Genomic DNA, 21,197 nt, shown 5'->3' with positions numbered 1-21,197 from the left:
GAGCACCCGCCACGGAACAATCGTCCATGCTGCGGGCTTGCTTCCTGACAACCCCCCACACCGGCATTCACCAGCACAGAAGAGTTGGAGGTGCTCCTTAGAAAGGAGGTGATCCAGCCGCACCTTCCGGTACGGCTACCTTGTTACGACTTAGTCCCAATCGCCAGTCCCACCTTCGACAGCTCCCTCCCACAAGGGGTTAGGCCACCGGCTTCGGGTGTTACCAACTTTCGTGACTTGACGGGCGGTGTGTACAAGGCCCGGGAACGTATTCACCGCAGCGTTGCTGATCTGCGATTACTAGCGACTCCGACTTCATGGGGTCGAGTTGCAGACCCCAATCCGAACTGAGACCGGCTTTTTGGGATTAGCTCCACCTCACAGTATCGCAACCCTTTGTACCGGCCATTGTAGCATGCGTGAAGCCCAAGACATAAGGGGCATGATGATTTGACGTCGTCCCCACCTTCCTCCGAGTTGACCCCGGCAGTCTCCTATGAGTCCCCACCATCACGTGCTGGCAACATAGAACGAGGGTTGCGCTCGTTGCGGGACTTAACCCAACATCTCACGACACGAGCTGACGACAACCATGCACCACCTGTAAACCAGCCCCAAAGGGGAAACCACATTTCTGCAGCGGTCCGGTTCATGTCAAGCCTTGGTAAGGTTCTTCGCGTTGCATCGAATTAATCCGCATGCTCCGCCGCTTGTGCGGGCCCCCGTCAATTCCTTTGAGTTTTAGCCTTGCGGCCGTACTCCCCAGGCGGGGCACTTAATGCGTTAGCTACGGCGCGGAAAACGTGGAATGTCCCCCACACCTAGTGCCCAACGTTTACGGCATGGACTACCAGGGTATCTAATCCTGTTCGCTCCCCATGCTTTCGCTCCTCAGCGTCAGTTAATGCCCAGAGACCTGCCTTCGCCATCGGTGTTCCTCCTGATATCTGCGCATTTCACCGCTACACCAGGAATTCCAGTCTCCCCTACATCACTCTAGTCTGCCCGTACCCACCGCAGATCCGGAGTTGAGCCCCGGACTTTCACGGCAGACGCGACAAACCGCCTACGAGCTCTTTACGCCCAATAATTCCGGATAACGCTTGCGCCCTACGTATTACCGCGGCTGCTGGCACGTAGTTAGCCGGCGCTTCTTCTGCAGGTACCGTCACTTACGCTTCTTCCCTACTGAAAGAGGTTTACAACCCGAAGGCCGTCATCCCTCACGCGGCGTCGCTGCATCAGGCTTTCGCCCATTGTGCAATATTCCCCACTGCTGCCTCCCGTAGGAGTCTGGGCCGTGTCTCAGTCCCAGTGTGGCCGGTCACCCTCTCAGGCCGGCTACCCGTCGTCGCCTTGGTAGGCCATTACCCCACCAACAAGCTGATAGGCCGCGAGTCCATCCAAAACCACAAAAGCTTTCCACCAACCACCATGCGATGGAAGGTCATATCCGGTATTAGACCCAGTTTCCCAGGCTTATCCCAGAGTCAAGGGCAGGTTACTCACGTGTTACTCACCCGTTCGCCACTAATCCACCAGCAAGCTGGCATCATCGTTCGACTTGCATGTGTTAAGCACGCCGCCAGCGTTCATCCTGAGCCAGGATCAAACTCTCCGTTGAAGTAAAACAAAAACAGACACAACCACAACCACCGGAAATAACGGCAGAAACAGCTGCACAAAATTTGAAACCAGCTAAAAACACCATGCACACCACGGGGTGGCGGCACAGCACAATCAACCAATTACATACATAATCGGTATCAACAAACTTGGCACACTATTGAGTTCTCAAACAACAGACACACCCGGCACCACCCAAACCAACGTCCAGGCTCGCTCCGGAGCAACTTTCCAAACTTACCCGGTTCCAACAAGCTTCGCAAATCAGCGTTACCGCGATCCACTCCACTCGAAAACCAGCCCCACCCGCGTCCGGCACGCCAAGAGGCGAACCATTTCCAGGCCGTTCAGTAAGGGGTTTGGCCGCTATCTTTCCGCTTCAGCGGCGGCGACTCAGAAAACAATACCCGCCCCCACACCCAACCGCAAATCGACCCCCTAGCGGGTGAAGATCCGCGGAATCCCGGGGCAGGAACGGCCGTCGGGGCACCCAAGCGGCCTCCCGCCGTCGTAATTCCCTGGTGTGTGCTGCCGCACATGCTGTCTGGCCTCCCCCATCTCCGGCCCCGACCTCAATTCCCTCGGTTGGCCCTTAAAGCCACGAGCCGCGGATACCTCCGGAAAGGAGGATCCACGGCTCGTCTTGTTGCCCAGAATGGTGGATGAGTCAGCCCTGGGACAACGACCTACCCAACCGAGCCAGCGTGGGCTACTTGGCAATGCCACCGTGCCTGCTACAGGCCCCCTGCCGCGTGGTGCCGGGCCAAACATAGCCGTCGCTGCAGATAATGGCTCCCCCACTATTGGGAACCACAGGAGCAGGTGCGGGAGCCTGCGCGGCCTGCTTGGCAGCTGCATCCCGCGCAGCCTGGTCGGCGGCAGCCTTCGCAGCGGCTGCCTGATCGACGGCGGCCTTGTCGGCAGCGGCTTTCTCAGCGGCCGCCTTCGCAGCAGCAGCCGCCTTCTCGGCCGCGGCCTTGTCAGCTGCCGCCTTGTCGGCCGCAGCCTTCTCCGCCGCAATATCGTCAAGGCTCTTGACGCCGAGATGCACCGTGGACCCCTTGTCAGCCTTTGCACCGTTGGCTGGGTCCTGGGTGGTCACCTGCCAGTTGCTCTTGACCATGATCGACTTGCCGTGGGCCGTGTCCTTGGCATCAACTTCAAACCCAAGGTCTTTCAGCTGGTCCGTGGCCTTGTCCAGGGCCAAACCCGTCACGGACGGAACGGTGACGGTCTCGATCGTTTGCGCAACAGCGGTTGCGGCTGCTGCAGGCTGCGTCGCCGCCTGCTTGCCGCCGCAGCCCGTCAGCATGAGGCCGGCAAGCACAGCCAGAGCCAGCGTCTTCTTCAACCTGCCGGCGGCAGGCATGGGACTTGTTTTCATGATTCCCCCTAGGAATGCGTGTGATGGTGTTGAAATCGCGTCCGAAGAGTCCGGACAAGAACGGGCCTACTCGCAGGCGATGCCGTCGGAGTCGCGGTCCAGTGCGGACCGGTAGCCGGCCTGGCCGGCGTAGAGCGGCGCAGCTCCCGCAGCCCTCGCCGCAGTGCAGTTGGCGTAGTAGACGGCGGCAGGTGCCGGTGCGGCGGGAGCAGGTGCGGGTGCAGCCGGCGCAGGTGCCGCCGGGACAACGGGCGCGGGCGCCGGAGCGACCGGTGCCGGTGCGGGGGCAACCGCCGCCGGAGCAGGAGCAGCCGCGGCAGGCGCCGGTTCAGCCACCGCCGGTGCGGGAGCCGGGGACTGTTGGCTGGTCGGAGCCAACTGTCCGGAGCAGTCACCGAGGATGCGGGCCATCGCGTCGTGCTCCGCCTGTGTCACCCACAGCCCATATGTCGCCTTCACCGAGATCTGCCGGGCCACATACTCACACCGGAAGGGCTTGTTCGGGGGCAGCCAGGTGGCCGCGTCGCCGTCGCCCTTTTGCTGGTTGGTGGGGCCGTCCGTTGCCTGGAGATTCAGCGGATCATTCGCGAACGCCGTCCGCTGCTCGGTGGTCAACTGCTGCGCGCCCTTCTGCCACGCGTCGCTCAGCGCCACCACATGGTCGATCTGCACGGCAGTGCTGGTCCCCGAGCCACGGACAAAACTGATGGTCTTGCCCGTGTAGGGATCCGCCAGGGTCCCTGTCTGGACTTTGCAGGGAACACTGTTCGTGTAAGTGATGCCGGTGAGGTCCCGCCGGAGGATGTCGTTGCGGGTATCGCAGCCATTGCGGTCCACGTCCAGCCACGCCTGGCCGAACTGCGCCCGGTCATACCCCGTTTTCGGCGCCCGGCCCTTGATGGAAAGGGTGGCCAACAGATCGACCGCCTTCGTGGCGTAGGCCGGCTGCGCGTTGGGTGCGGTGGCGGTGACGCCGGCGGCAAGGACGGCCGGGTTCTCCGGGTCCAGCGGCTCACCAGTGCTGTCAGCGGTGGGAGTGGGCGTGGACGACGGCGAAGCCGTGGCTGTGGCGGTTGGGCTCGCTTTGGCGGACGCCACCTTGGCGGCGCTCTCCGAGGAGGCTGCCTCCAGGTCTGCGCTGGCAACGTGCGGCAAGGCGACGGCCCCGCCGATGAAGAGGGCGAGGGACGCGGCGATCGCGATGGCGCCGGCCTTGCGTTGCGCCGGGAGCCAGGCCCAGGAGCGCCGCCCTGTAAGCAGGACATAAAGGCCGGTGAGTGCGGTTGAAATGCCCAGGAAAACCAGGGCTCCGCCCACTCCGCCGCTCAGCGCGCCCAAAAGCATGAACAGTGCGGTGATGCCGGCAACAATAAACGTTGAAATGCGTGGTTTCCGCGGCGGCTTCGGTGCCGCCGCAGGTGGAACAAACCCGAAAAGGGTGTCGTGGTCGGGCATTCTTTCCCCATTTTCACGGGGTCCCCATAAGGGGACCCCACATTTGGCGGGCCTGCTGCTAAGCCCGACAAACTCATCGTCATGAGCCTATGGTCCAACCGAAACCGAAAACGGGCGTCCTGCGCGTCCTCGGCCAACATTCAGCAAGTCTTGATCGGACCTTGAGGAAAGCCCGACGCAATACCGTGTGAGTGCTTCATAATTCGCGGTTTCGCGTGGCTAAACCCGTCTGTTCGGCTCCCATTCCCTTGCGTGAGCCGCAAAGATAGAGTGGCCGGATGCAGATGCGTCTTGAGGTTGTCCAGGTCCCGGTTTCCGACGTCGACAGGTCGAAAGCGTTCTATACCGAAAAACTTGGCTTCGTCCTGGACCACGACGTGGAACACATTCCGGGCATGAGGGTGGTCCAGCTGACTCCCCCGGGTTCGCCCACATCAGTAGTCATCGGCACCGGGATGACCGCCATGACGCCGGGCAGCCTGGAGGGACTGCAACTGGTGGTTCCGGACATCACCGAGGTCCGGGCCGAACTGGTCAGGCGGGGCGCGGACATCAGCGAAATCCAGGACCTGGGCGGCGTCCTGTTCGCCTACTTCACCGATCCCGACGGCAACCGCTGGGTGATGCAGGGCCAGACCCCTGCGGACATCCGGGACGCGCACAAACCCTAAAAGAAGCTGCCAAAAGGGAGCGGGCGCCGGAGGGTGCGGACTACTTTTTAGCCGGCGGGGCAGTGGAACCCCGGACCACCAGCTCGGTGCCGAGCTCGATCCGCTGCGGCAGTTCCTCGTCACCATCCAGATGCCGGAGCAGGGCGCGCATGGCAGTTTCGGCCATCTGCACTACCGGCTGCCGGATCGTGGTCAGCCCCGGCTCGATCCACTCGGCCGCCGGAATGTCGTCAAACCCAATGACGGACAAGTCTTCGGGAATGCGGAGCCCGGCGGAACGCGCAGCCCGGTACGCACCCAAGGCCTGGTCGTCGTTGCCGGTGAAGATCGCCGTCGGACGGTCCGACAACTCCAGCAGCTTGCGGGTTGCAGCCTCGCCCGCTTCGATGGAAAAGTCGCCGGGAACCATCAACGCCGTGTCCAGGGCTATGCCCGCGCGGCGCAGTGCCGAGATGTAGCCATCCTCTCGGGCGCTGCTGCACTGCAGGTCCTCGCGGCCGCCGATCATGGCGATCCGCTTATGCCCCAACTGCAAAAGGTGTTCCGTGGCCGAATAGCCACCCTCCCAATTCGCCGCCCCCACTGTCATCAGGTCCGGGCCAGGCTGGCCCACAGGATCGATCAGCACCACAGGTATCCCCAAGGACTTGATCCGCTGGATTTGCTTGGCATCCAACTGGTAGACGGCCATGAGCAGCCCATCCGATTTCCGCTCCGCGAGGTTGGCCAGCCACGGCCGGATGCGCGAGCCGTCCAGGCTCAGGCTGCTGACCACAGTCCCGTAGCCGGCGTCCTGTGCCACACGTTCTACGCCCTCGATGATCTCCAGGGCCCATTCCGAGCCCAGCCCCGGAAACACCAGGTCCACCAGGCCGGCCTTTTGCCTGCGTTTGGCAGGGCGGCGCGCATAATCGCGCCGGGCAATGATCTCCTCCACCCGGGCACGCGTCTCTGCCGCCACGTGCGCGTGCCCGTTCAGCACCTTGGACACGGTGGGAACCGAAACCCCTGCTTCACGGGCAATCTCACTGATCGTCGCGCGCCTGGTGTCCTGCTTGCTCACCACGGAAACCGCCCTCTCACCCGGGTCACGCGCCCGGTGCTATGTATCGGAAAGTTCCCACGTCTGGATCCGGCCACACATGCCGTAAATTCTGCGGTTTTCCCGTTTTCCCATCGTAGTTCGCGCACCGGACAGATAGATACTTTCTGCCGTGTCCAGAGAGGCCAGCTGCTGCCGGGTGACTTCCGCCTGGCGGGCAGCTCCCTCCGCCAGAACGTCTGCCCAGGCGCTGGTCCTGTCCGAGACCAGACGGGCAGCGGCAGCATGGAAGTCGGCCAGTGCTGCCGGACCGGAAACCAGCACGGCTTGCTTAAGCGCAAAGTAACCTTCCAGGGCCAAATCACGACGGCGGCGCGCGGCGTGCTCGCCCGCGTCCGGCCCAGCGTCGGCGTCCTTGTGTTCCAGCGCCGCTGCGCTCCGGTACTTTTCCGCGTGCGCAAGGTACTCGGGCGGAAATGTCATCACGGCGTCGCCGTGTTCGGGCAGCCCGGCATTCTGCATGACTACAAGGACCTTCAGGTCACCCGAATCATTGATGGCGCGATGCACGGTGCCGGGGGTAAACCAAAGCACCACCCCAGGCGCCAACGGTGTCGAGGTGAAGCCGCGCGAGTCAAGTGTCTCCAGCCTGCCGATTCCCTGGAGCACCACGTACGCCTCCGTGGAAGCGGTGTGCACGTGCGGCGACCCGCCGGCTGCACCGTCGGCGCCCGGCCAGTCGTAGATGCTGATTTCGGAGAGCCCAGTGGCGCCCGGAAACGTTGAGGCCATCCGTTACGCCCAATCGCGAAGCGCTGCTTGCGCAGCATCCGCCAGCGCCTGGGCGCGTTCGGCGTCCACACCGCCATCGGCAATCACCACGGCGTAGCGGTAGGAAAGCGGCGCACCTTCACGGAGGGGCACCTCCTCGCTGAAGAAGGGGGCTGAGCCCAGGCACGCGAACATGGACGACCTGGCAAACCACTGGTTGGGTGCACCGGGGTTATTTCCGTCCTCCACGAACGCGATGGTGGAGGCCCGGCAGGTGACGTCATGCGTACCGGTGAAGGCGATCCACGGCGAGCGGGTGCCCATGAATTCGTCCGTACCCGCATCCTCCTGGTTGCGGAACACGCCGCCTGTAAAGGACCTGGGGCCGCGCCAAAAGAGGCCACCGTATCCGGCGTTGTGCCGGCCTTCCGTAGTGGGGCTGCCGATGCGGATCTCTTCGCCGGAGATATTGCTCATCCTGGTCTCAAAGAGGATGGCGTATGCCCCCTCGGTTTCGCTGTTCTCCGTGGCAGCGTCTTCCACCAACCGGAGGCTGAACCGGCGGCTCTCCGCAATGACCGGTTCCCCTTCCTGCGAGGTCCAGGTCAGGGATTCCGACGCCGTGATGCCGGGGCCGGATTTGTCGATGCCCGTGAAGGATCCGTGGGTCATGGCACCATTGTTGTCCAGGTTGGCGTACTCCGTGGCGCGTGTGTAGGTGGCTCCGCCCCAGAAATTGTGCTTGCCCACGTTGGGCAGCGCCCAGGAAAGTCCCTTATGCCAGACGTGGTCCCACGGGCGGGAAATTGTCACCTCGTCCCCGCCCAGGGTGGTCAGCGGATGGAAGAACGGCCGCGGACTCTCGTACTGGTCGTCCGTGGGCTTGTAGGTATAGGTGGCGATAGGCCTGCCTTTGGCTGTGAAGGTGAGGGCCGCTCCATCGTCGTGGAAACTGAGTGATGCCGCGGACACAGCGGAAAGGGACGCTGCTGTGGGGGTGGTCATGGTGGTGCCTCCTTGGGTATGGGCTCAGACGCTGGTGGCTTTGAGGGCGGTCAGGTTGAATGCTGTCTCCTCGAGGACTTTCGCGCCCAGCCCTTCGCCGTCCATGCCCCCGTAGAAGGGGTGGCCGGTGACGATCTCGCCGCGGTGCACGGATTTTCCGGTAAAGGCGGAGGCGTAGAGGGCGGCAGCGAACTCCAGAGTTTGCCGTGCGGAGTCTGCCCCGGCCGGAAGAGGGCGGCCGGCGTCGAGCGCGCCATACATGGCCAGGAACTGGGCCGCGTGTCCGCTTCCCTGATCCAAGGGCTCGCCGTTCCACGCTGTTCCTACCTGGTCCTCGTGGCCGGGCGCTGCCGTAATGGTCCAGTTGTCCGTGCTGTAGCCGTAGAGGTGGCTCAGCTCCACAGTGGCAAATTCGCAGTCGATTCGGATGTCCGAGGTTTCCCGCGGCGAGAGCAGCGAGTTGATAATGGTGGCCACGGCTCCGTTACTGAACCGGACCAGGGCGGCGGACAAGTCTTCAGTGGAAGTAGGCCGTGCCTGCCGGCTGGCGATGGCGGTGATTTCCTCCCACGGACCCAGCAGGTGCAACAGCAGATCGAACTGGTGAATGCCGTGACCCATGGTGGGCCCGCCGCCCTCGGCTTCCCAGGTTCCGCGCCAGGGAAGTTCCCAGTAGCTGTCCGGCCGGTACCAGAGGGTGTCGCACCGGGCCACCAGGGGACGGCCGAAGTCACCGCCGCCAATCAGCCGGCGGGCCGCGGCTGCCGCATCCCCGAACCGGTGCTGGAAGACGCAAGAGAACTGGGCGCCGCCCTTTGCCTGGGCGGTCTCCAGCCGGTCGAAGTCAGCGAGGCTTAGCGCCGGGGGTTTTTCGGAGAGGACATGGACGCCTGCTTCGAGGCATTCGATGGCCTGGCCGATGTGGAACATGGGCGGCGTGCAGAGGTGGACAATGTCCGGTTTGGCCTCTGCCAGAAGATCGGCCAGGCTCAGGTACATACCAGGGATGCTGTGCTTCTCCGCGAAGGCATCCAGCCGGCCCTGGTCCACGTCGCATGCCGCCACCAGCTCCGCCCTGCCGTTTGTCCGGGCCAGGTTGTCAGCATGGACCGCCGCGATCCCGCCGGTTCCCACGATGGCCACTCTGTACGTCCGCATGTTTTCTCCGTCGTTGCAGTGATGTAGGTAGCGCCCCAGGGCTTCGAAGTGGTCCGAAGGGCCTCCGGGCGCCTGGTCCCAAAGTCAATGGAAAGTTTCTATTCCATTCACGAAGTTTCGTGGGTTCCGTCGCAGACTTATCCCACTCCCATTGTCAACCGTAGGAGGATTATCTTTGAAGAGTCAATGCTTTAGGACCTAGAAAGTAAACGATAGTTTCTGATAGTTTCTTAGAAACTTCCTACGATCCCAGGAGACGCCCGTGACCAGCGGTGCCGCCGAAAAGCAAGCCATCACCTCCCCGGCCGCCGGCAACGGCTCCCGTGACGCCGTCGAACGCCTCTCCATTGATGAGCTGGTGCGGCACATGACCCTGGAAGAGAAGCTGGCCCAACTGGCAGGTGTGTGGGTCAATGCGTCCACGGACGGAGACTCCGTAGCGCCGCTGCAGAATGAGATGGCCGGCGACGCGCGCTCCTGGGAGGAGATGATTGCCTCCGGACTGGGGCAGATCACCCGCATGTACGGCACGGTGCCCTTGGAGCCTCTCGAGGGCGCCCGGCGGCTGGCCGCGGCGCAGGAACAGATCATGGCGGCCTCACGCTTCCGGATTCCGGCGCAGGTCCATGAGGAATGCCTCGCCGGCTTGGCTGCGTGGAAGGCCACGGCTTTCCCCGTCCCCCTGGCGTGGGGCGCGACCTTTAACCCTCCGCTGATCCGTCGGATGGCGGGTCTCATTGGTGGGCAGATGCGGGCACTCGGCGTCCACCAGGGGCTGGCTCCCGTGCTGGACGTTGTGCGGGACCTGCGCTGGGGCAGGGTGGAGGAGACCATCGGCGAGGACCCCTACCTGGTGGGCACGGTAGCCAGCGCCTACGTCTCCGGGCTGGAAGGGTCCGGAATCGTGGCCACGCTCAAGCACTTCGTTGGCTACTCTGCGTCCCGCGCCGGACGCAACCATGCACCGGTGTCCATGGGCCCGCGCGAGTTGGCGGACGTGATGCTGCCCCCGTTCGAAATGGCGCTTAAACACGGCGGAGCCCGCTCCGTGATGCATGCGTACACGGACACCGACGGCATTCCTGCAGCCGCCAACCGCGCACTGCTGACCTCGCTGCTGCGCGACGAGTGGGGCTTCGCCGGCACCGTGGTTGCCGACTACTTCGGCATCGCCTTCCTGCATGTCACCCACGGCGTTGCCGCCGATTCGGGCGATGCAGCCGCCCTGGCACTCAGAGCGGGCGTTGACGTGGAGTTGCCTACAGTGAACTGCTATGGCACGCCCCTGCTTGAGCGCGTGCGGTCCGGGGAGGTTTCCGAGGCGTTGGTGGACACCGCCCTTCGCCGGGTGCTGCGGCAGAAGCAGGAGGCCGGGCTGCTCGCGCCGGATTTTGACCCCGCGCCCCCGGTCCTCAGCGCCGGAGCCGTCGACCTGGATCCAGCCGGGAACCGGGCTTTGGCCCGCGAGATCGCCGCCCAGTCATTGGTGCTGCTGACCAACGGGATGCACGACGGCGGCGCCAGCCTCCCGCTGCCCGTTACGGCGTTGGCCTCGCTTGGCGTGGTGGGGCCCCTGGCAGAGGATCCATTCGCAATGCTGGGCTGCTACTCATTTGACGCGCATGTGGGCGCATCACACCCGGACGTTCCCATGGGTGTCCACGTTCCCACCGTGGCCTCGGCAGGCAGAAACCGTTTCGGATCGCTGCGCAGCGCTGCGACCGGCACCTGCGAGGCCATCACGGACGAACAGATCGCGGAGGCCTGCCGGACTGCCGCGTCGGTGGACACCTGCGTAATCGTGGTGGGCGACAACGCCGGCCTCTTCGGCCGCGGCACCTCCGGGGAAGGCAACGACGCAGCTGACCTTCAGTTGCCCGGGGACCAGCACCGCATGCTCGACCAGGTGCTCACCGCGGCCGAGGCTGCCGGAACGCGCACCGTCGTCGTGGTCCTCAGCGGCCGGCCTTACGCCCTGGGCGACTTCGCGGACCGGGCCGGGGCGATCGTCCAGGGCTTCTTTCCCGGCGAAGAGGGCGCGGAGGCGCTCTGGGACATCCTGACAGGGGCCGTCAACCCGTCCGGCAAACTGCCCGTTTCCGTACCCCGAACTTCCGGCGGACAACCCGGCACCTACCTGCACAGCCGCCTGGCCGGGCCGTCCGGCGTCAGCGCGCTGGACCCCTCGCCACTGTTCAGCTTTGGGCACGGCCTGTCTTACACGACCTTCGACTTTTCCTGCCACTCGGCCAGTGCGGACGCCATGTCCACAGCGGATGCCGTCACCGTGGGATGCACCGTGACCAATACCGGCCCCGTTGACGGCGCCGAAGTGGTGCAGCTGTACCTCGAGGACCCGGTGGGCGAGGTGGTGCGGCCCCTCCGCGAACTGATTGGCTACGCCCGGGTGGACCTTGCCGCCGGCGCATCGGCGAGGGTCGAGTTCACGGTGCACGCCGACCGGACGTCCTTCACAGGGGTGGATCTGAAGCGGGTGGTGACGCCGGGCCTGGTGAAGCTGCACGTGTCGACCTCCAGCAGCCGGGACACCCACAGCCACGAACTCATCCTGCAGGGCGGCCGCCGCGTCGTGGGTTTTGACCGGGACATGCTGACACCGGCAACGGTGGCGCCGCTCCGGGCGTGTACTGACCCGAGAGGTTGATTGAGGACTCACCCCCGGCCGTGCACCGGCCTGGCGTTTGCCGGGGGTTCCCCAACCTCATGGATGCCATGGCCACTGCAGGCCGTCTTGGTGACGCTGGCCCGCTCGATACGCGAAACGGTGAACCACCGCATGGCGTTGCGCAGCCGGCACCACCCAACCAGGTACCACTGGCCGTTGGTGGCTGCGAACAGCACCGGCTCGACGTCGCGGGTGGTGGTGGTCCCGTCCCCGGATGTGTAGCGAAGGCGAATCACGCGCTGCTCGGCCATCGCCTCCTCCAGTACCGACTTGATGGCCCGCGACGAGGAGGGAAGGGCGTTGACCCAGACACGGTGGGCCAATGCGTCGGCTCGTGCCCGTGTTTTGGGATCGAGGACATCCATGATCTTCCGGACACCTGCTGTTGCCAGATCGGCGTAGGGGGCATCCGACGCAGCGGACACCGCTGCCATGAGCGCCACGGCCTGCGCCGGGGACAGGCTGACTGGCGGCAGGGACCCGCCTGCAGCCAACCCATAGCCACCGCCCGGACCTGGGCGGGACCATACCGGCGCACCGCTGTTCTCCAACGCATCGAGGTCCCTCTTGATGGTGCGAACAGATACCTCAAGTTCTGCAGCCAGCCGCCCGGCAGAAACCCCCTGCCTGCCGCTGCGGCGCAATATCTCGGAGAGGGCATGGAGCCGTTCGACCCGCTTCACCGTTCAAGCCCGGGCAGATTCATGACATAAATAGTGACACACCCTTGTCCAAGGCGGCTGCGAGGGTATTGGCATGACAACTACTGCAAGCCGTCCCATCATCATTCTCATCGCCGGCCACTGGCTGGGCGCCTGGGCGTGGGATGAAGTGCTGGAACACCTGGCAACCGACCAATCCCGCGCCGTCGCGATGACGCTGCCCGGTCTCGACGGGGACGATCCCGGGCGTGCGGCAAAGACCCTCGACGACCAGGCCGCGGCGGTCCTGGACGTCATCAGCCAGCTCAGGGCCTCTGGGGACCACCCCGCCACTCTCGTCGCCCACAGCGGGGCAAACGCCCCCGTCAGCCTCGTCCTGGACCGACACCCTGAGCTTGTCCATCGAGTGGTGTGGGTCGACTCCGGCCCTGTGGCACCGGGAAGCGCCTTCGGCCCGGGCATCCCGGAGGAGTTGGCGGAGCTTCCGCTGCCGCCCTTCGATGTCCTGGCCCAGCAGGCGAGCCTCGACGGCCTGAGCCCAGAAGTCCTCGAGCGTTTTCGGGCCCGGGCTGTCCCTGAACCCGGCCCTGTGCTTCGTCAGGCCGTCGAGCTCACGAACGATGCCCGCCACAAGGTCCGGACCACCCTGGTGTGCTGCTCGATCCCGGGCGCGCAGGTGCTGGAGCTCGCCCGCTCCGGGCATGCCATGTTTGCCGAAGTGGCGAACATTGAACACCTCGACGTCATCGACCTCCCAACGGGGCATTGGCCCATGTGGAGCCGTCCCCGCGACCTCGCCGGGGCCATCCAGTCAGCGGCTTCCCGAACCAGCTGAACTGCGCCCATGACCGGTCAGGCGGCGGTGAATTTCTCCTCAACCAGCGCCAGCAGCGGCCGGGAGTTCAGGCACACCAGAAACACTACGGTGCCGGCGAGAACCGGCAGCAGGTACGCAGTGGTCACCAGCAGCAGGGTTCCCGCGACGAACAGGATCCCGGCGTTGCCCAGTGAAACCCGCTTCCGGGCACTGAAGCTGTACAGGGAGAGCCGGTAGAGGTCCCGGGTCCGGAACGAAAACCTGGACAGCAGCAGCAAAGCATTCAGGCCGGCGGTGGCCACGAGCACTGCGAGGAGCAGCATCGCCGGCCTGAGCGCGGGCGTGGCCGGGTTGCCCGGATGCAGCGAGGACAGCCCGGCCAGGTTGACCGCGATGACGGCCAGAACCAAAAGGTACGGCACCCAAACCTGCAGGGCCTGCCCCAGATTCATCCGGTACCCGCGGACGAAGTCCTGGTAAACCCCGCCCTCATGGCCGGCGGCCATTCGGTTGAATGCGTACATGCACGCCACCAGGGCCGGCCCCGCCGGAACGAGTGCCACCACAAGGGGCCAGGCCCCCGCGATGGGTGCCGCCACCAGGGCCGGCAGCAGCAGGATATTGGCCAGCCCCAGGAGGACCGAGCCCATCATCACGCCCGCAACGGTGCCGGCCGCCCTGAACAGGGGGCCGGCTCCGTACTCCGCCTTCTTCTGAACCACTGACTGCCTTTCGGTCACCGCGGAAGGCCCGCGGCCGCCGTCGTACGCCCTACTTCTTTTCGGCGTATGCCTTGTAGGCCTTGTTGGCCAACTCTACGTATTTGCCCATGCCCTTGCTGTCCAGCTCTTTGACGTAGGCGTCGAACTCCGAGAGGCTGCGCTGGCCGGTGATGAACTTCAAGGTGTTCTGCTTGACGTGGTCCTTCAGTGGCGTGAGAGTCAGGGTGGCTTGCTCACGGTCGGTGTCGCTGAACGGTACGGGTGGGGCAACGGGCCTGGGCTTCTTGCTCTTCATGGCCTTTTGGAAGGCCAGCTCTTCCTCATTGAAGGTGGACTGGAGCAGGTCCGTGGTGCCCCCGTAGGCGAAGTTGCCGCCGGAGAAGCCGTAATCCACGCGCAGGTCTTTGGTGCCGCCCGGATTCAGGCCCTGGAAGTTGATGTCCTTGGCCAGGATGCGTTTGCCGCCTTCCTTGTTGTAGGTGGTGCCCTGCACCCCCCACTTGGCGAACTCCTGGCCTCCGTCGCTGTAGAACAGCCAGTCGATGTACTGCATCAGCGCCACGAAGCTGTCCTTGTCCTTCACGGACGCGTTCAGCATGATGCCGTTTTCCAGCCGGGAACCGCCAATGACATCGCCTGCGGGGCCGCCGGGAACCGTGATCTTTCGGACGGCGAAGTTGCCCTTCCCCAGAGACTGCTCCATTGACGTGCGGTACGTGATGATGTTTTGGGAGTTGGCGCTGATCACAAACGACTTGCCCGAGGTGAACTTCTGGATGGCCGAATCATCGGTCTGTGTGAAGCTTTCCGGATCCATCAGCCCCTCCGAAACCAAGGAGTTGAAGTAGGTCACAAGATCCTTGAACTGGCCGCTGCCGGCACCGAAGGCGAACTCCTTCTTGCCTTCATCGAACGTCAGTCCGTCCACCAGGCCCCAGCCTGCCACGGTGCCAAAGGCGGTGCCGGCAATGTTCAGCACGCTGTTGCCGTTGAACCGGTCGGAAAAGGGCACCACATCGGGATGGTTCTTCTTGAGTTTGCGCAGCACCTCCCGGAACTCGTCCCAGGTCGTGGGCTCCGCGATCCCGTCCTTCTCCAGCACGTCGGTCCGGAACGCCAGCGTGTAGTCCGGCCAGAGTTCCTCGTGCAGACCGGGCAGGACGTAGTACTTGCCGTCCTCCTGGGTGAGGCCTGCAATCTCAGGCTCCAGCTTCCACTTCTTGATCTTGTCCTGGTAGTGCGGCATGAGGTCCACGTAGTCGCTGACGGGAAGGACGGCGCCGGAGGATACATACGCGCTCTCCTGCCCCGGGTAGGTCTTGGCAATTATCTCCGGAGCCTTGCCGGAACTGATCAACAGGCTGCGCTTCTGCTCGTAGTCGCTGCTGGGAACGATGGTCGGTTCCAGGGTGACGTTGTTGTCGCTGGCCATCTTGGAGAACAGGAGCCAGTCCTTCTTGTATGGATAGGTGGGCTGATCGCTGAACAGGAAGGTGAAGCTCAGCGGCGCCGTCGCCTTGAACGTGTCCCCAACCCCAAAGCTGTCCATCGCACCATTGCGGGCCTTTGAGGTATCGGCCTTGCTGCCGGAGTCAGAGTCACATCCCGCCATCACCAGGCCGAAGGCTGCGAGCGCGGACAGGCCGAGGAAATCTCGTCTGCGGATCATGGGTTTTCCTTTCATAAGGGTTATTCCTTGACGGAGCCGAGCATGACGCCCGAAAAGAAGTACTTCTGGACAAAGGGGTAGACGCAGAGGATGGGGATCACGGTCAGGACGATGGTGACGGACTGGATGTTCGCGGCAATCTGGCCCACGTTCTCCGCCGTACCGCCGGCGGAGCCTGCCGTGGTGACGCCGGCAATCATGTTGCGAAGGTAGATGGTCACCGGGAACAGATCGGGGTTGTCCAGGTACAGGAACGCCTGGAACCAGGAGTTCCAGTTGGCTACTGCGTAAAACAGGACCATGGTGGCAACGATTGCCTTGCTCAGCGGCAGGACCACCTTGAAAAGCACCCCGTACTGGGTAAGTCCGTCAATGGCGGCCGCTTCCTCCAGTTCACGCGGCATGTTCTCGAAGAACGACTTCATGATGAGCAGGTTGAAGACGCTGATGGCGTTGGGCAGCACTACGGCCCATAAGGTGTCCCGCATTCCAAGCGAGGTGATGAGCACATAGTTGGGGATCAGGCCGCCATTGAAGAACATGGTGAACACCGCGATGCCGATGAACAGGCTGCGCCCCTTCAGGTCCTTCCTCGCGATGGCATACGCGAAGCTGGTGGTCAGCACCATGGAGATAGCCGTGGCCACCACGGTGTACAGAATCGTGTTGCCGTAGTTCCGCCAAAAGACCGAGTCGGCCAGGATCAGCTGGTAAGTCTCGGTGTTGAAGCCCATGGGGAACAGGTTGACCTTGCCGGCGTTAATGAATCCTTCGCTTGAGAAGCTCTGCGCCAGGATGTTCAGGAACGGATACAAGGTCAGGAACACCACCACCAGCAGGAAGGCCAGGTTCACCACCCGGAACAGCCGCATGCTGCGTGAAACCTTCATGTCCTTGACCAGGACACCTGTGTCCTTTGGTGCTGCTTTCGCGCCGGGTTCTTTCACGGCTGTCCCTTTCACAGTTGTCCCCTTCACCACAGGCTCGTTCCGGCGAGCCGCTTGGATATGGCGTTGGCGGAGAGAATCAGCGTGAGGCCGATGACGGATTCGAACATGCCGATCGCCGCCGCGTAGCTGAAGTTCGACGATTCAAGGCCCACCCGGTACAGGTAGGTGGAGATGACATCCGAGGTCTGGTAGTTCAGCGGGTTGTAGATCAGTAGGATCTTTTCGAAGCCCACGGCCATGAACGTGCCGATGTTGAGGATCAGCAGTGTGATGATGGTGGGCCGGATGGCCGGCAGGGTCACATGCCAGGTCTGCTGCCAGCGGTTGGCGCCATCGATCCGGGCTGCCTCGTACAGCGATTCGTCCACCCGGGTCAGGGCGGCCAGGTAGAGGATGGCTCCCCACCCCATGGTCTGCCACACCTCGGAGCTGATGTACATGGGCCGGAACCACGCGGCGTCCTGGGTGAAGTTAACCGTGGTGCCGAACAGCGAGTTGGCAATTTGGTTTACGGTGCCTGTCATGGAGAAGTTCTGCAGGATCATGCCGGCGATGATCACCACGGACATGAAGTGCGGCAGGTAGGCCACGGTCTGGACGAACTTCTTGAACTTCTGCGAACGCAGTTCGTTCAGCATCAGCGCGAAGATGATGGGCATCGGGAAGCAGAACAGCAGTGTCAGCACGCCCAGGATGATGGTGTTCTGGAACGCTTGCCAAAAGCTGGGATCGTTGATGAAGAGGGTGACGTATTTCAGGCCCACCCATTTCTCGCCGAAGATGCTGCCGCCGGGCTGGAACTGCCGGAACGCGATCACGTTGCCTGCCATGGGCAGGTACCGGAAGATGGCGAAGTAGGCCAGCGGCAACAGCACCAGGGTGTAGAGCCGCCAGTCCCGCCTGAAGGCCAGCTTCCAGCCTCCGGGTTTGTTCCGCGGTTTTTCAGTTCGCGCATCGGCGTCCGTGGGGACCGCCTCGGGAGGTACTTCCAATCGCATGGCCATGACTGCCTCCTACCGGCCCGTTTCTGCGGTTGAGTCTTTAGTGGGTATTTCCTCCAGCACCAGCACGCCGTTGGCGGCGAGCTCCACCGTGCCGGTGACATTGGCTCCGGTGAGCTGGTCTGTGCCGCCCTGCCCCACGTCCACCCTGGCGGGTGCATCGTTGTGGTTCAGGACCAGCAGGTAGCTGCGTCCGTTGCCGGCACGACGGCGGACCTGCACTCCCAGCGGCGCGTCCAGTTCCGCGCGGATTCCCGCAGCGGCACGTTCAGTTGAGAGCAGTTCCGCAAGGAAGGAGCTGTCCACCCTGGCCGACAGGTACACGGCAGTGCCGGCGCCGAAGCTGTTGCGGGTGACGGCGGGCGAGCCTTCCAGCCGGCCGGAGGCATAGCTCGCAACAACGTCAGCCGTGGTGGTGTGCAGGTGCTCGGTCCAGTAATCGGCTGAGGCCGTACCGCCGTCGGCCGTTAAAAGCTTGACTGCCTCGCCCTCCCCGGCCAGCGGATGCATCTCCTCGCTCCACACCCCCAGGACGTTGCGCAGCGCGCCCGGGTAGCCGCCCAGGAGGATGGTGTTGTCCTGGTCCACGATGCCGGAGAGGTAGCTGGCCACCAGATGCCCGCCGCGGGCCACATAGTCCTCGATGTTCCCGGCGGCCTGGTCGGTGAGCAGGTACGACGCCGGCAGGACCACCATGCCGTACTGGCTGAGGTCGCTGGTGGTGTTCACGAAGTCCACGGATATGTTGGCGTCGAAGAAGGGGCGGTAGAGGCGGAGGACTTCCTGGGCGTAGTTCAGGTCCGAGCGCGGGGAGTTCCCCAGTTCCAGGGCCCACCAGCAGTCCCAGTCGAAGACCAGCGCGACCTTGGCGCTGGAGCGTGTGCCGGTGAGGCCGGCCAGGCCCTTGAGTTCCTGGCCCAGTTCACAAACTTCCCGGAAAACGCGCGTATTGGGCCCGGCGTGGTTGACCATGCCGGAGTGGAAGCGTTCGGTGCCGCCCCTGGCCTGGCGCCACTGGAAGAAGAGGATGGAATCGGCGCCCTGCGCGATGGCCTGGTAGGAGCCAAGCCTCATTTTGCCGGGCAGCTTGGAGACGTTGACGGACCACTGGCTGACGGCGCCGGTAGCCTGTTCCATCACCAGCCATGGCTGGCCGCGGCGGAGCGAGCGCATCAGGTCGAAGTTGAGCGCCGCGGCCACGTGGGCGTCTTCCTCGCGCGGGTCCGGGTAGATGTCCAGGGCCGCGGCGTCCTCCTCAGCAGCCCAGGCCCAGTAATCGTTGTTCTTGTAGAAGCGCATGAAGTTGGTGACAATCGGCAGATCTGGCGTGTACCGGCGCAGGATGTCCCGCTCGGCCTTGTAGTGCTCCAGCATGCTGTCCGAAGTGAACCGGTGGTAATCAAGGCGGCGGGACGGGTTGGACCACGTGCGCGGCTGGGCGGGTGCGTTCACCTGTGACCAGTCGGAGTAGCGCTGTCCCCATACGTCGGTGCTCCATGCCTGGTTCAGGTTCTCCAGGTCGCCGTATTTTTCCTGCAGCCATGCCCGGAAGGCGCGGCCGGCGTACGGGCCGTACGAGACCGGTCCGTACTCGTTGTTTACATGCCACATGCGCAGGGCCGGGTGGGCAGCGTAGCGCTCCCCCATCTTCTCTGCCATGGCCAGCGATTTTTCCCGGTAAGCAGGATGGGAGACGTCGAAGTGCTGTCGGGAGCCGAAGCCGAACGTAGAGCCGTCGGCCAGGACGGGCAGGATGTCCGGGTGCTGGGCGATCAACCAGGCCGGCGGGACGGCGTCCGGAGTGGCCAGGTCCACGCCGATGCCGTTCCGGTGCAGCAGGTCCATCACCTCGTCCAGCCAGCCAAAGTCGTAAAGACCGTCGGCTGTCTCGAGCCGGCTCCAGGAAAAGACGGCCAGGGTGACCAGGTTGACGCCCGCTTGCTTCATGAGCCGGACATCCTGGTCCCACACCTCGCGTGGCCACTGTTCGGGGTTGTAGTCACCCCCGTAGGCGATGCCGCCCAGACGTTCGTGCAGGCGTTTGAAGCGGTGTTCGGAGGTGCTGGTGCTGTGCTCGCGGGTCATCATCGTCCTTTTGTTGGCATCATGGCCGCGGGCTCCCACCAGTGCGACCTGCATCACAGTGAGAAACTATCGTAAAGTTTCAGCAATAACAACAGAAAAGGGAAAGTGGGAGGAGACTCCGCGTCCCCTGCAACCATCCATAAGGGCAGCGATACCCAGAGAATGGGGCAGCGGAGTGCGGACTGGCCATCCGTTATGCGTGGTTGCCCGAATAGGGATCTTTCCGGGCAGGCAGGAAAGTATCGGGTGGGGAGGGGGAAAGAAACCTACAGCGTTGCTTCCAGCTAAGCGCCCGGTGCCGTTCCACCCGCCTGGGGTTCCAGGACATCCTGGACAACCTCATTGTGGCGCAGGAACCACGGCTTGAACGGCGGGTCGAAGCGGGCGAATCTCGGCGTCCCCACGGGAGTCAGCCCGGCCAGGGTGAGCGCAGCCTGCAGGCCGTCGTTGCGCTTCTGGAAAGCCGATGCCGAACCGCTGCCGGAGAATCCCAGCACTGCGGCAAGGGAACCTGGCACCGCGCGGATCCTGACCATGGGATCGGCAGGGACCGGAGCGCCGTCAGCTGTCACGCCGGCCGGAAGGACGAACGCCACCAAATATTCGGCAGGCTCCCCCGACCCCGGCACCGGACCGGACTGGAGTACGGGGGTGGTCATTGCCAGTTTCCGGGGCCCTGGTTCCTGGAGCACCGGAGCGGTCATGGCCAGTTTCTGCCGGGCATTATTGCTGCCGCTGATGTAGTTGAAGAGATGCCGGAAGGCGGCATTGCCGGCGCGGTCAAAATCCGCGGTGACCGTCACTTCGGCCACCACGTAGTCCGGATACCGGCGCAGCTCGAAATGCGGATAGCGCCGGATCAATTCAAAGGGCTGCTGCTCGGTCATGGTGGACCGAGCCTACGCCCGCCGAGCCGCAGCGGCCAGACCCAAGAGCCGTGACAGTCTCAGACCACGTGGTTTGTGGCGGGTTTCCGGAATTTGGCACGGAGGGCCGCGGTGCCAACCCCAAGGCAGAGCAGCAGTCCCAGTCCGCCGAAGATGACGGTCAGCACAATGCCCACGCCACGGAACCACACACCGTCGCTCTCATGGCCCAGCACAACGGCCCTGGCCGGGTCATTTTCGGCATAGACCACCGTGGCTTCGCTGCCGACGACGGGATGCTGGTCGTGGTCAACGGCCGCGAACGTCCTGTGGGGCAGCCCGTCCGCCGCCGTGAATTCAACCTGCATCCTGCGCGAGGAGGCTTTGGTGACGTCCTTGAAGTGGACGATCGTTCCGGTGGCCTGTGTCCCGGTCCGCGCAAGCTCCTCGTCGGCGTTGATCATGAAACTGCCCACGCCAATCAGGATCGGGCCCAGGCAGATGACCAGGACGGCCACCGCAAGGTTCGCTTTTCCTTTCCACGACAACGCGGATTTGCGCTTTACATCAGCTCTGCCCCCAGTCACGCCTCCTATTCTGCCGGAGCATGTCACCAAACCCACACCG

Annotated in this window: 17 protein-coding genes and 1 rRNA gene; 3 read left to right on the top strand and 15 right to left on the bottom strand. The window is 63.8% G+C overall.

Annotated elements, in window-relative coordinates:
- Positions 1-101: 101 nt before the first annotated feature.
- The 3 genes from LDO14_RS04955 to LDO14_RS04945 form a co-directional block, all read right to left on the bottom strand.
- Positions 102-1,624, bottom strand: a 16S ribosomal RNA gene (locus tag LDO14_RS04955).
- 711 nt (positions 1,625-2,335) lie between these two features.
- Positions 2,336-3,010, bottom strand: a complete 675-nt coding sequence (locus tag LDO14_RS04950) for a PASTA domain-containing protein (RefSeq protein ID WP_223994026.1) — start codon at positions 3,008-3,010, stop codon at positions 2,336-2,338.
- Between the two features lie 66 nt (positions 3,011-3,076).
- Positions 3,077-4,465, bottom strand: a complete 1,389-nt coding sequence (locus tag LDO14_RS04945; protein ID WP_056389444.1) for a DUF1524 domain-containing protein — start codon at positions 4,463-4,465, stop codon at positions 3,077-3,079.
- A 278-nt stretch (positions 4,466-4,743) separates the two neighbouring features.
- Between LDO14_RS04945 and LDO14_RS04940 the strand changes: the two genes are divergently transcribed.
- Positions 4,744-5,136 (top strand): VOC family protein, encoded by a 393-nt coding sequence (locus tag LDO14_RS04940; RefSeq protein WP_134165949.1) that lies wholly within the window; start codon positions 4,744-4,746, stop codon positions 5,134-5,136.
- A 40-nt stretch (positions 5,137-5,176) separates the two neighbouring features.
- On the opposite strand, the gene LDO14_RS04935 is transcribed toward LDO14_RS04940, so the two are convergent.
- The 4 genes from LDO14_RS04935 to LDO14_RS04920 are packed head-to-tail and all read right to left on the bottom strand — an operon-like array spanning position 5,177 to position 9,112.
- Complete coding sequence (locus LDO14_RS04935; protein WP_018771323.1) at positions 5,177-6,202, bottom strand: LacI family DNA-binding transcriptional regulator; 1,026 nt, start codon at positions 6,200-6,202, stop codon at positions 5,177-5,179.
- 36 nt (positions 6,203-6,238) lie between these two features.
- Positions 6,239-6,970, bottom strand: a complete 732-nt coding sequence (locus LDO14_RS04930) for a cupin domain-containing protein (RefSeq protein ID WP_018771324.1) — start codon at positions 6,968-6,970, stop codon at positions 6,239-6,241.
- Positions 6,971-6,973: 3 nt separating this feature from the next.
- Positions 6,974-7,954: a PmoA family protein gene (locus tag LDO14_RS04925; protein WP_223994024.1), complete on the bottom strand. Its 981-nt coding sequence runs from the start codon at positions 7,952-7,954 to the stop codon at positions 6,974-6,976.
- 24 nt (positions 7,955-7,978) lie between these two features.
- Positions 7,979-9,112, bottom strand: coding sequence for a Gfo/Idh/MocA family oxidoreductase (locus LDO14_RS04920; RefSeq protein ID WP_056389436.1), 1,134 nt, complete (start codon positions 9,110-9,112; stop codon positions 7,979-7,981).
- A gap of 262 nt (positions 9,113-9,374) precedes the next feature.
- On the opposite strand from LDO14_RS04920, the gene LDO14_RS04915 reads away from it, so the two are divergent.
- Positions 9,375-11,777 (top strand): glycoside hydrolase family 3 N-terminal domain-containing protein, encoded by a 2,403-nt coding sequence (locus LDO14_RS04915; RefSeq protein ID WP_223994015.1) that lies wholly within the window; start codon positions 9,375-9,377, stop codon positions 11,775-11,777.
- A gap of 8 nt (positions 11,778-11,785) precedes the next feature.
- Here LDO14_RS04915 and LDO14_RS04910 read toward each other — a convergent pair whose 3' ends face one another.
- Positions 11,786-12,481, bottom strand: a complete 696-nt coding sequence (locus LDO14_RS04910) for a WYL domain-containing protein (RefSeq protein ID WP_223994013.1) — start codon at positions 12,479-12,481, stop codon at positions 11,786-11,788.
- Between the two features lie 73 nt (positions 12,482-12,554).
- On the opposite strand from LDO14_RS04910, the gene LDO14_RS04905 reads away from it, so the two are divergent.
- Positions 12,555-13,295: an alpha/beta hydrolase gene (locus LDO14_RS04905; RefSeq protein WP_223994002.1), complete on the top strand. Its 741-nt coding sequence runs from the start codon at positions 12,555-12,557 to the stop codon at positions 13,293-13,295.
- 17 nt (positions 13,296-13,312) lie between these two features.
- Here the strand turns inward: LDO14_RS04905 and LDO14_RS04900 are convergent, their stop codons facing one another.
- The 7 genes from LDO14_RS04900 to LDO14_RS04870 all read right to left on the bottom strand — a co-directional run bounded on the left by LDO14_RS04900 (position 13,313) and on the right by LDO14_RS04870 (position 21,157).
- Entirely contained in the window at positions 13,313-13,999 is a 687-nt protein-coding gene (locus LDO14_RS04900; RefSeq protein ID WP_134165941.1) for a DUF624 domain-containing protein, read from the bottom strand.
- A gap of 49 nt (positions 14,000-14,048) precedes the next feature.
- Positions 14,049-15,683 carry an extracellular solute-binding protein gene (locus LDO14_RS04895; protein ID WP_346656247.1) on the bottom strand — a complete coding sequence of 545 codons (1,635 nt, stop codon included), beginning with the start codon at positions 15,681-15,683 and terminating at the stop codon, positions 14,049-14,051.
- A 5-nt stretch (positions 15,684-15,688) separates the two neighbouring features.
- Positions 15,689-16,558 carry a carbohydrate ABC transporter permease gene (locus LDO14_RS04890; RefSeq protein WP_026266084.1) on the bottom strand — a complete coding sequence of 290 codons (870 nt, stop codon included), beginning with the start codon at positions 16,556-16,558 and terminating at the stop codon, positions 15,689-15,691.
- 83 nt (positions 16,559-16,641) lie between these two features.
- Positions 16,642-17,622, bottom strand: coding sequence for an ABC transporter permease subunit (locus LDO14_RS04885; protein ID WP_018771333.1), 981 nt, complete (start codon positions 17,620-17,622; stop codon positions 16,642-16,644).
- A gap of 9 nt (positions 17,623-17,631) precedes the next feature.
- On the bottom strand, positions 17,632-19,758 hold the full coding sequence (locus tag LDO14_RS04880; RefSeq protein ID WP_223995130.1) for a beta-galactosidase: 2,127 nt from the start codon (positions 19,756-19,758) through the stop codon (positions 17,632-17,634).
- A 230-nt stretch (positions 19,759-19,988) separates the two neighbouring features.
- Entirely contained in the window at positions 19,989-20,591 is a 603-nt protein-coding gene (locus LDO14_RS04875) for a heme-binding protein (protein ID WP_223993998.1), read from the bottom strand.
- Between the two features lie 59 nt (positions 20,592-20,650).
- Complete coding sequence (locus tag LDO14_RS04870) at positions 20,651-21,157, bottom strand: DUF3592 domain-containing protein (RefSeq protein ID WP_223993995.1); 507 nt, start codon at positions 21,155-21,157, stop codon at positions 20,651-20,653.
- Positions 21,158-21,197: the final 40 nt, after the last annotated feature.

This window comes from Arthrobacter sp. NicSoilB11 (genome assembly GCF_019977375.1).
Classification (GTDB): Bacteria; Actinomycetota; Actinomycetes; order Actinomycetales; family Micrococcaceae; genus Arthrobacter.
The sequence above is the reverse complement of the archived record's forward strand: the minus strand, read 5'-3'. Positions and strand labels throughout refer to the sequence as shown.

Excerpts from the sequence above, each read along its gene's own strand:
- LDO14_RS04875 (WP_223993998.1), bottom strand. The coding sequence starts at position 20,591 with ATGACCGAGCAGCAGCCCTTTGAATTGATCCGGCGCTATCCGCATTTC.
- LDO14_RS04940 (WP_134165949.1), top strand. The coding sequence starts at position 4,744 with ATGCAGATGCGTCTTGAGGTTGTCCAGGTCCCGGTTTCCGACGTCGAC.
- LDO14_RS04905 (WP_223994002.1), top strand. The coding sequence starts at position 12,555 with ATGACAACTACTGCAAGCCGTCCCATCATCATTCTCATCGCCGGCCAC.
- LDO14_RS04890 (WP_026266084.1), bottom strand. The coding sequence starts at position 16,558 with ATGAAGGTTTCACGCAGCATGCGGCTGTTCCGGGTGGTGAACCTGGCC.
- LDO14_RS04895 (WP_346656247.1), bottom strand. The coding sequence starts at position 15,683 with ATGAAAGGAAAACCCATGATCCGCAGACGAGATTTCCTCGGCCTGTCC.
- LDO14_RS04945 (WP_056389444.1), bottom strand. The coding sequence starts at position 4,465 with ATGCCCGACCACGACACCCTTTTCGGGTTTGTTCCACCTGCGGCGGCA.
- LDO14_RS04930 (WP_018771324.1), bottom strand. The coding sequence starts at position 6,970 with ATGGCCTCAACGTTTCCGGGCGCCACTGGGCTCTCCGAAATCAGCATC.
- LDO14_RS04920 (WP_056389436.1), bottom strand. The coding sequence starts at position 9,112 with ATGCGGACGTACAGAGTGGCCATCGTGGGAACCGGCGGGATCGCGGCG.
- LDO14_RS04925 (WP_223994024.1), bottom strand. The coding sequence starts at position 7,954 with ATGACCACCCCCACAGCAGCGTCCCTTTCCGCTGTGTCCGCGGCATCA.
- LDO14_RS04885 (WP_018771333.1), bottom strand. The coding sequence starts at position 17,622 with ATGGCCATGCGATTGGAAGTACCTCCCGAGGCGGTCCCCACGGACGCC.
- LDO14_RS04880 (WP_223995130.1), bottom strand. The coding sequence starts at position 19,758 with ATGCAGGTCGCACTGGTGGGAGCCCGCGGCCATGATGCCAACAAAAGG.
- LDO14_RS04950 (WP_223994026.1), bottom strand. The coding sequence starts at position 3,010 with ATGAAAACAAGTCCCATGCCTGCCGCCGGCAGGTTGAAGAAGACGCTG.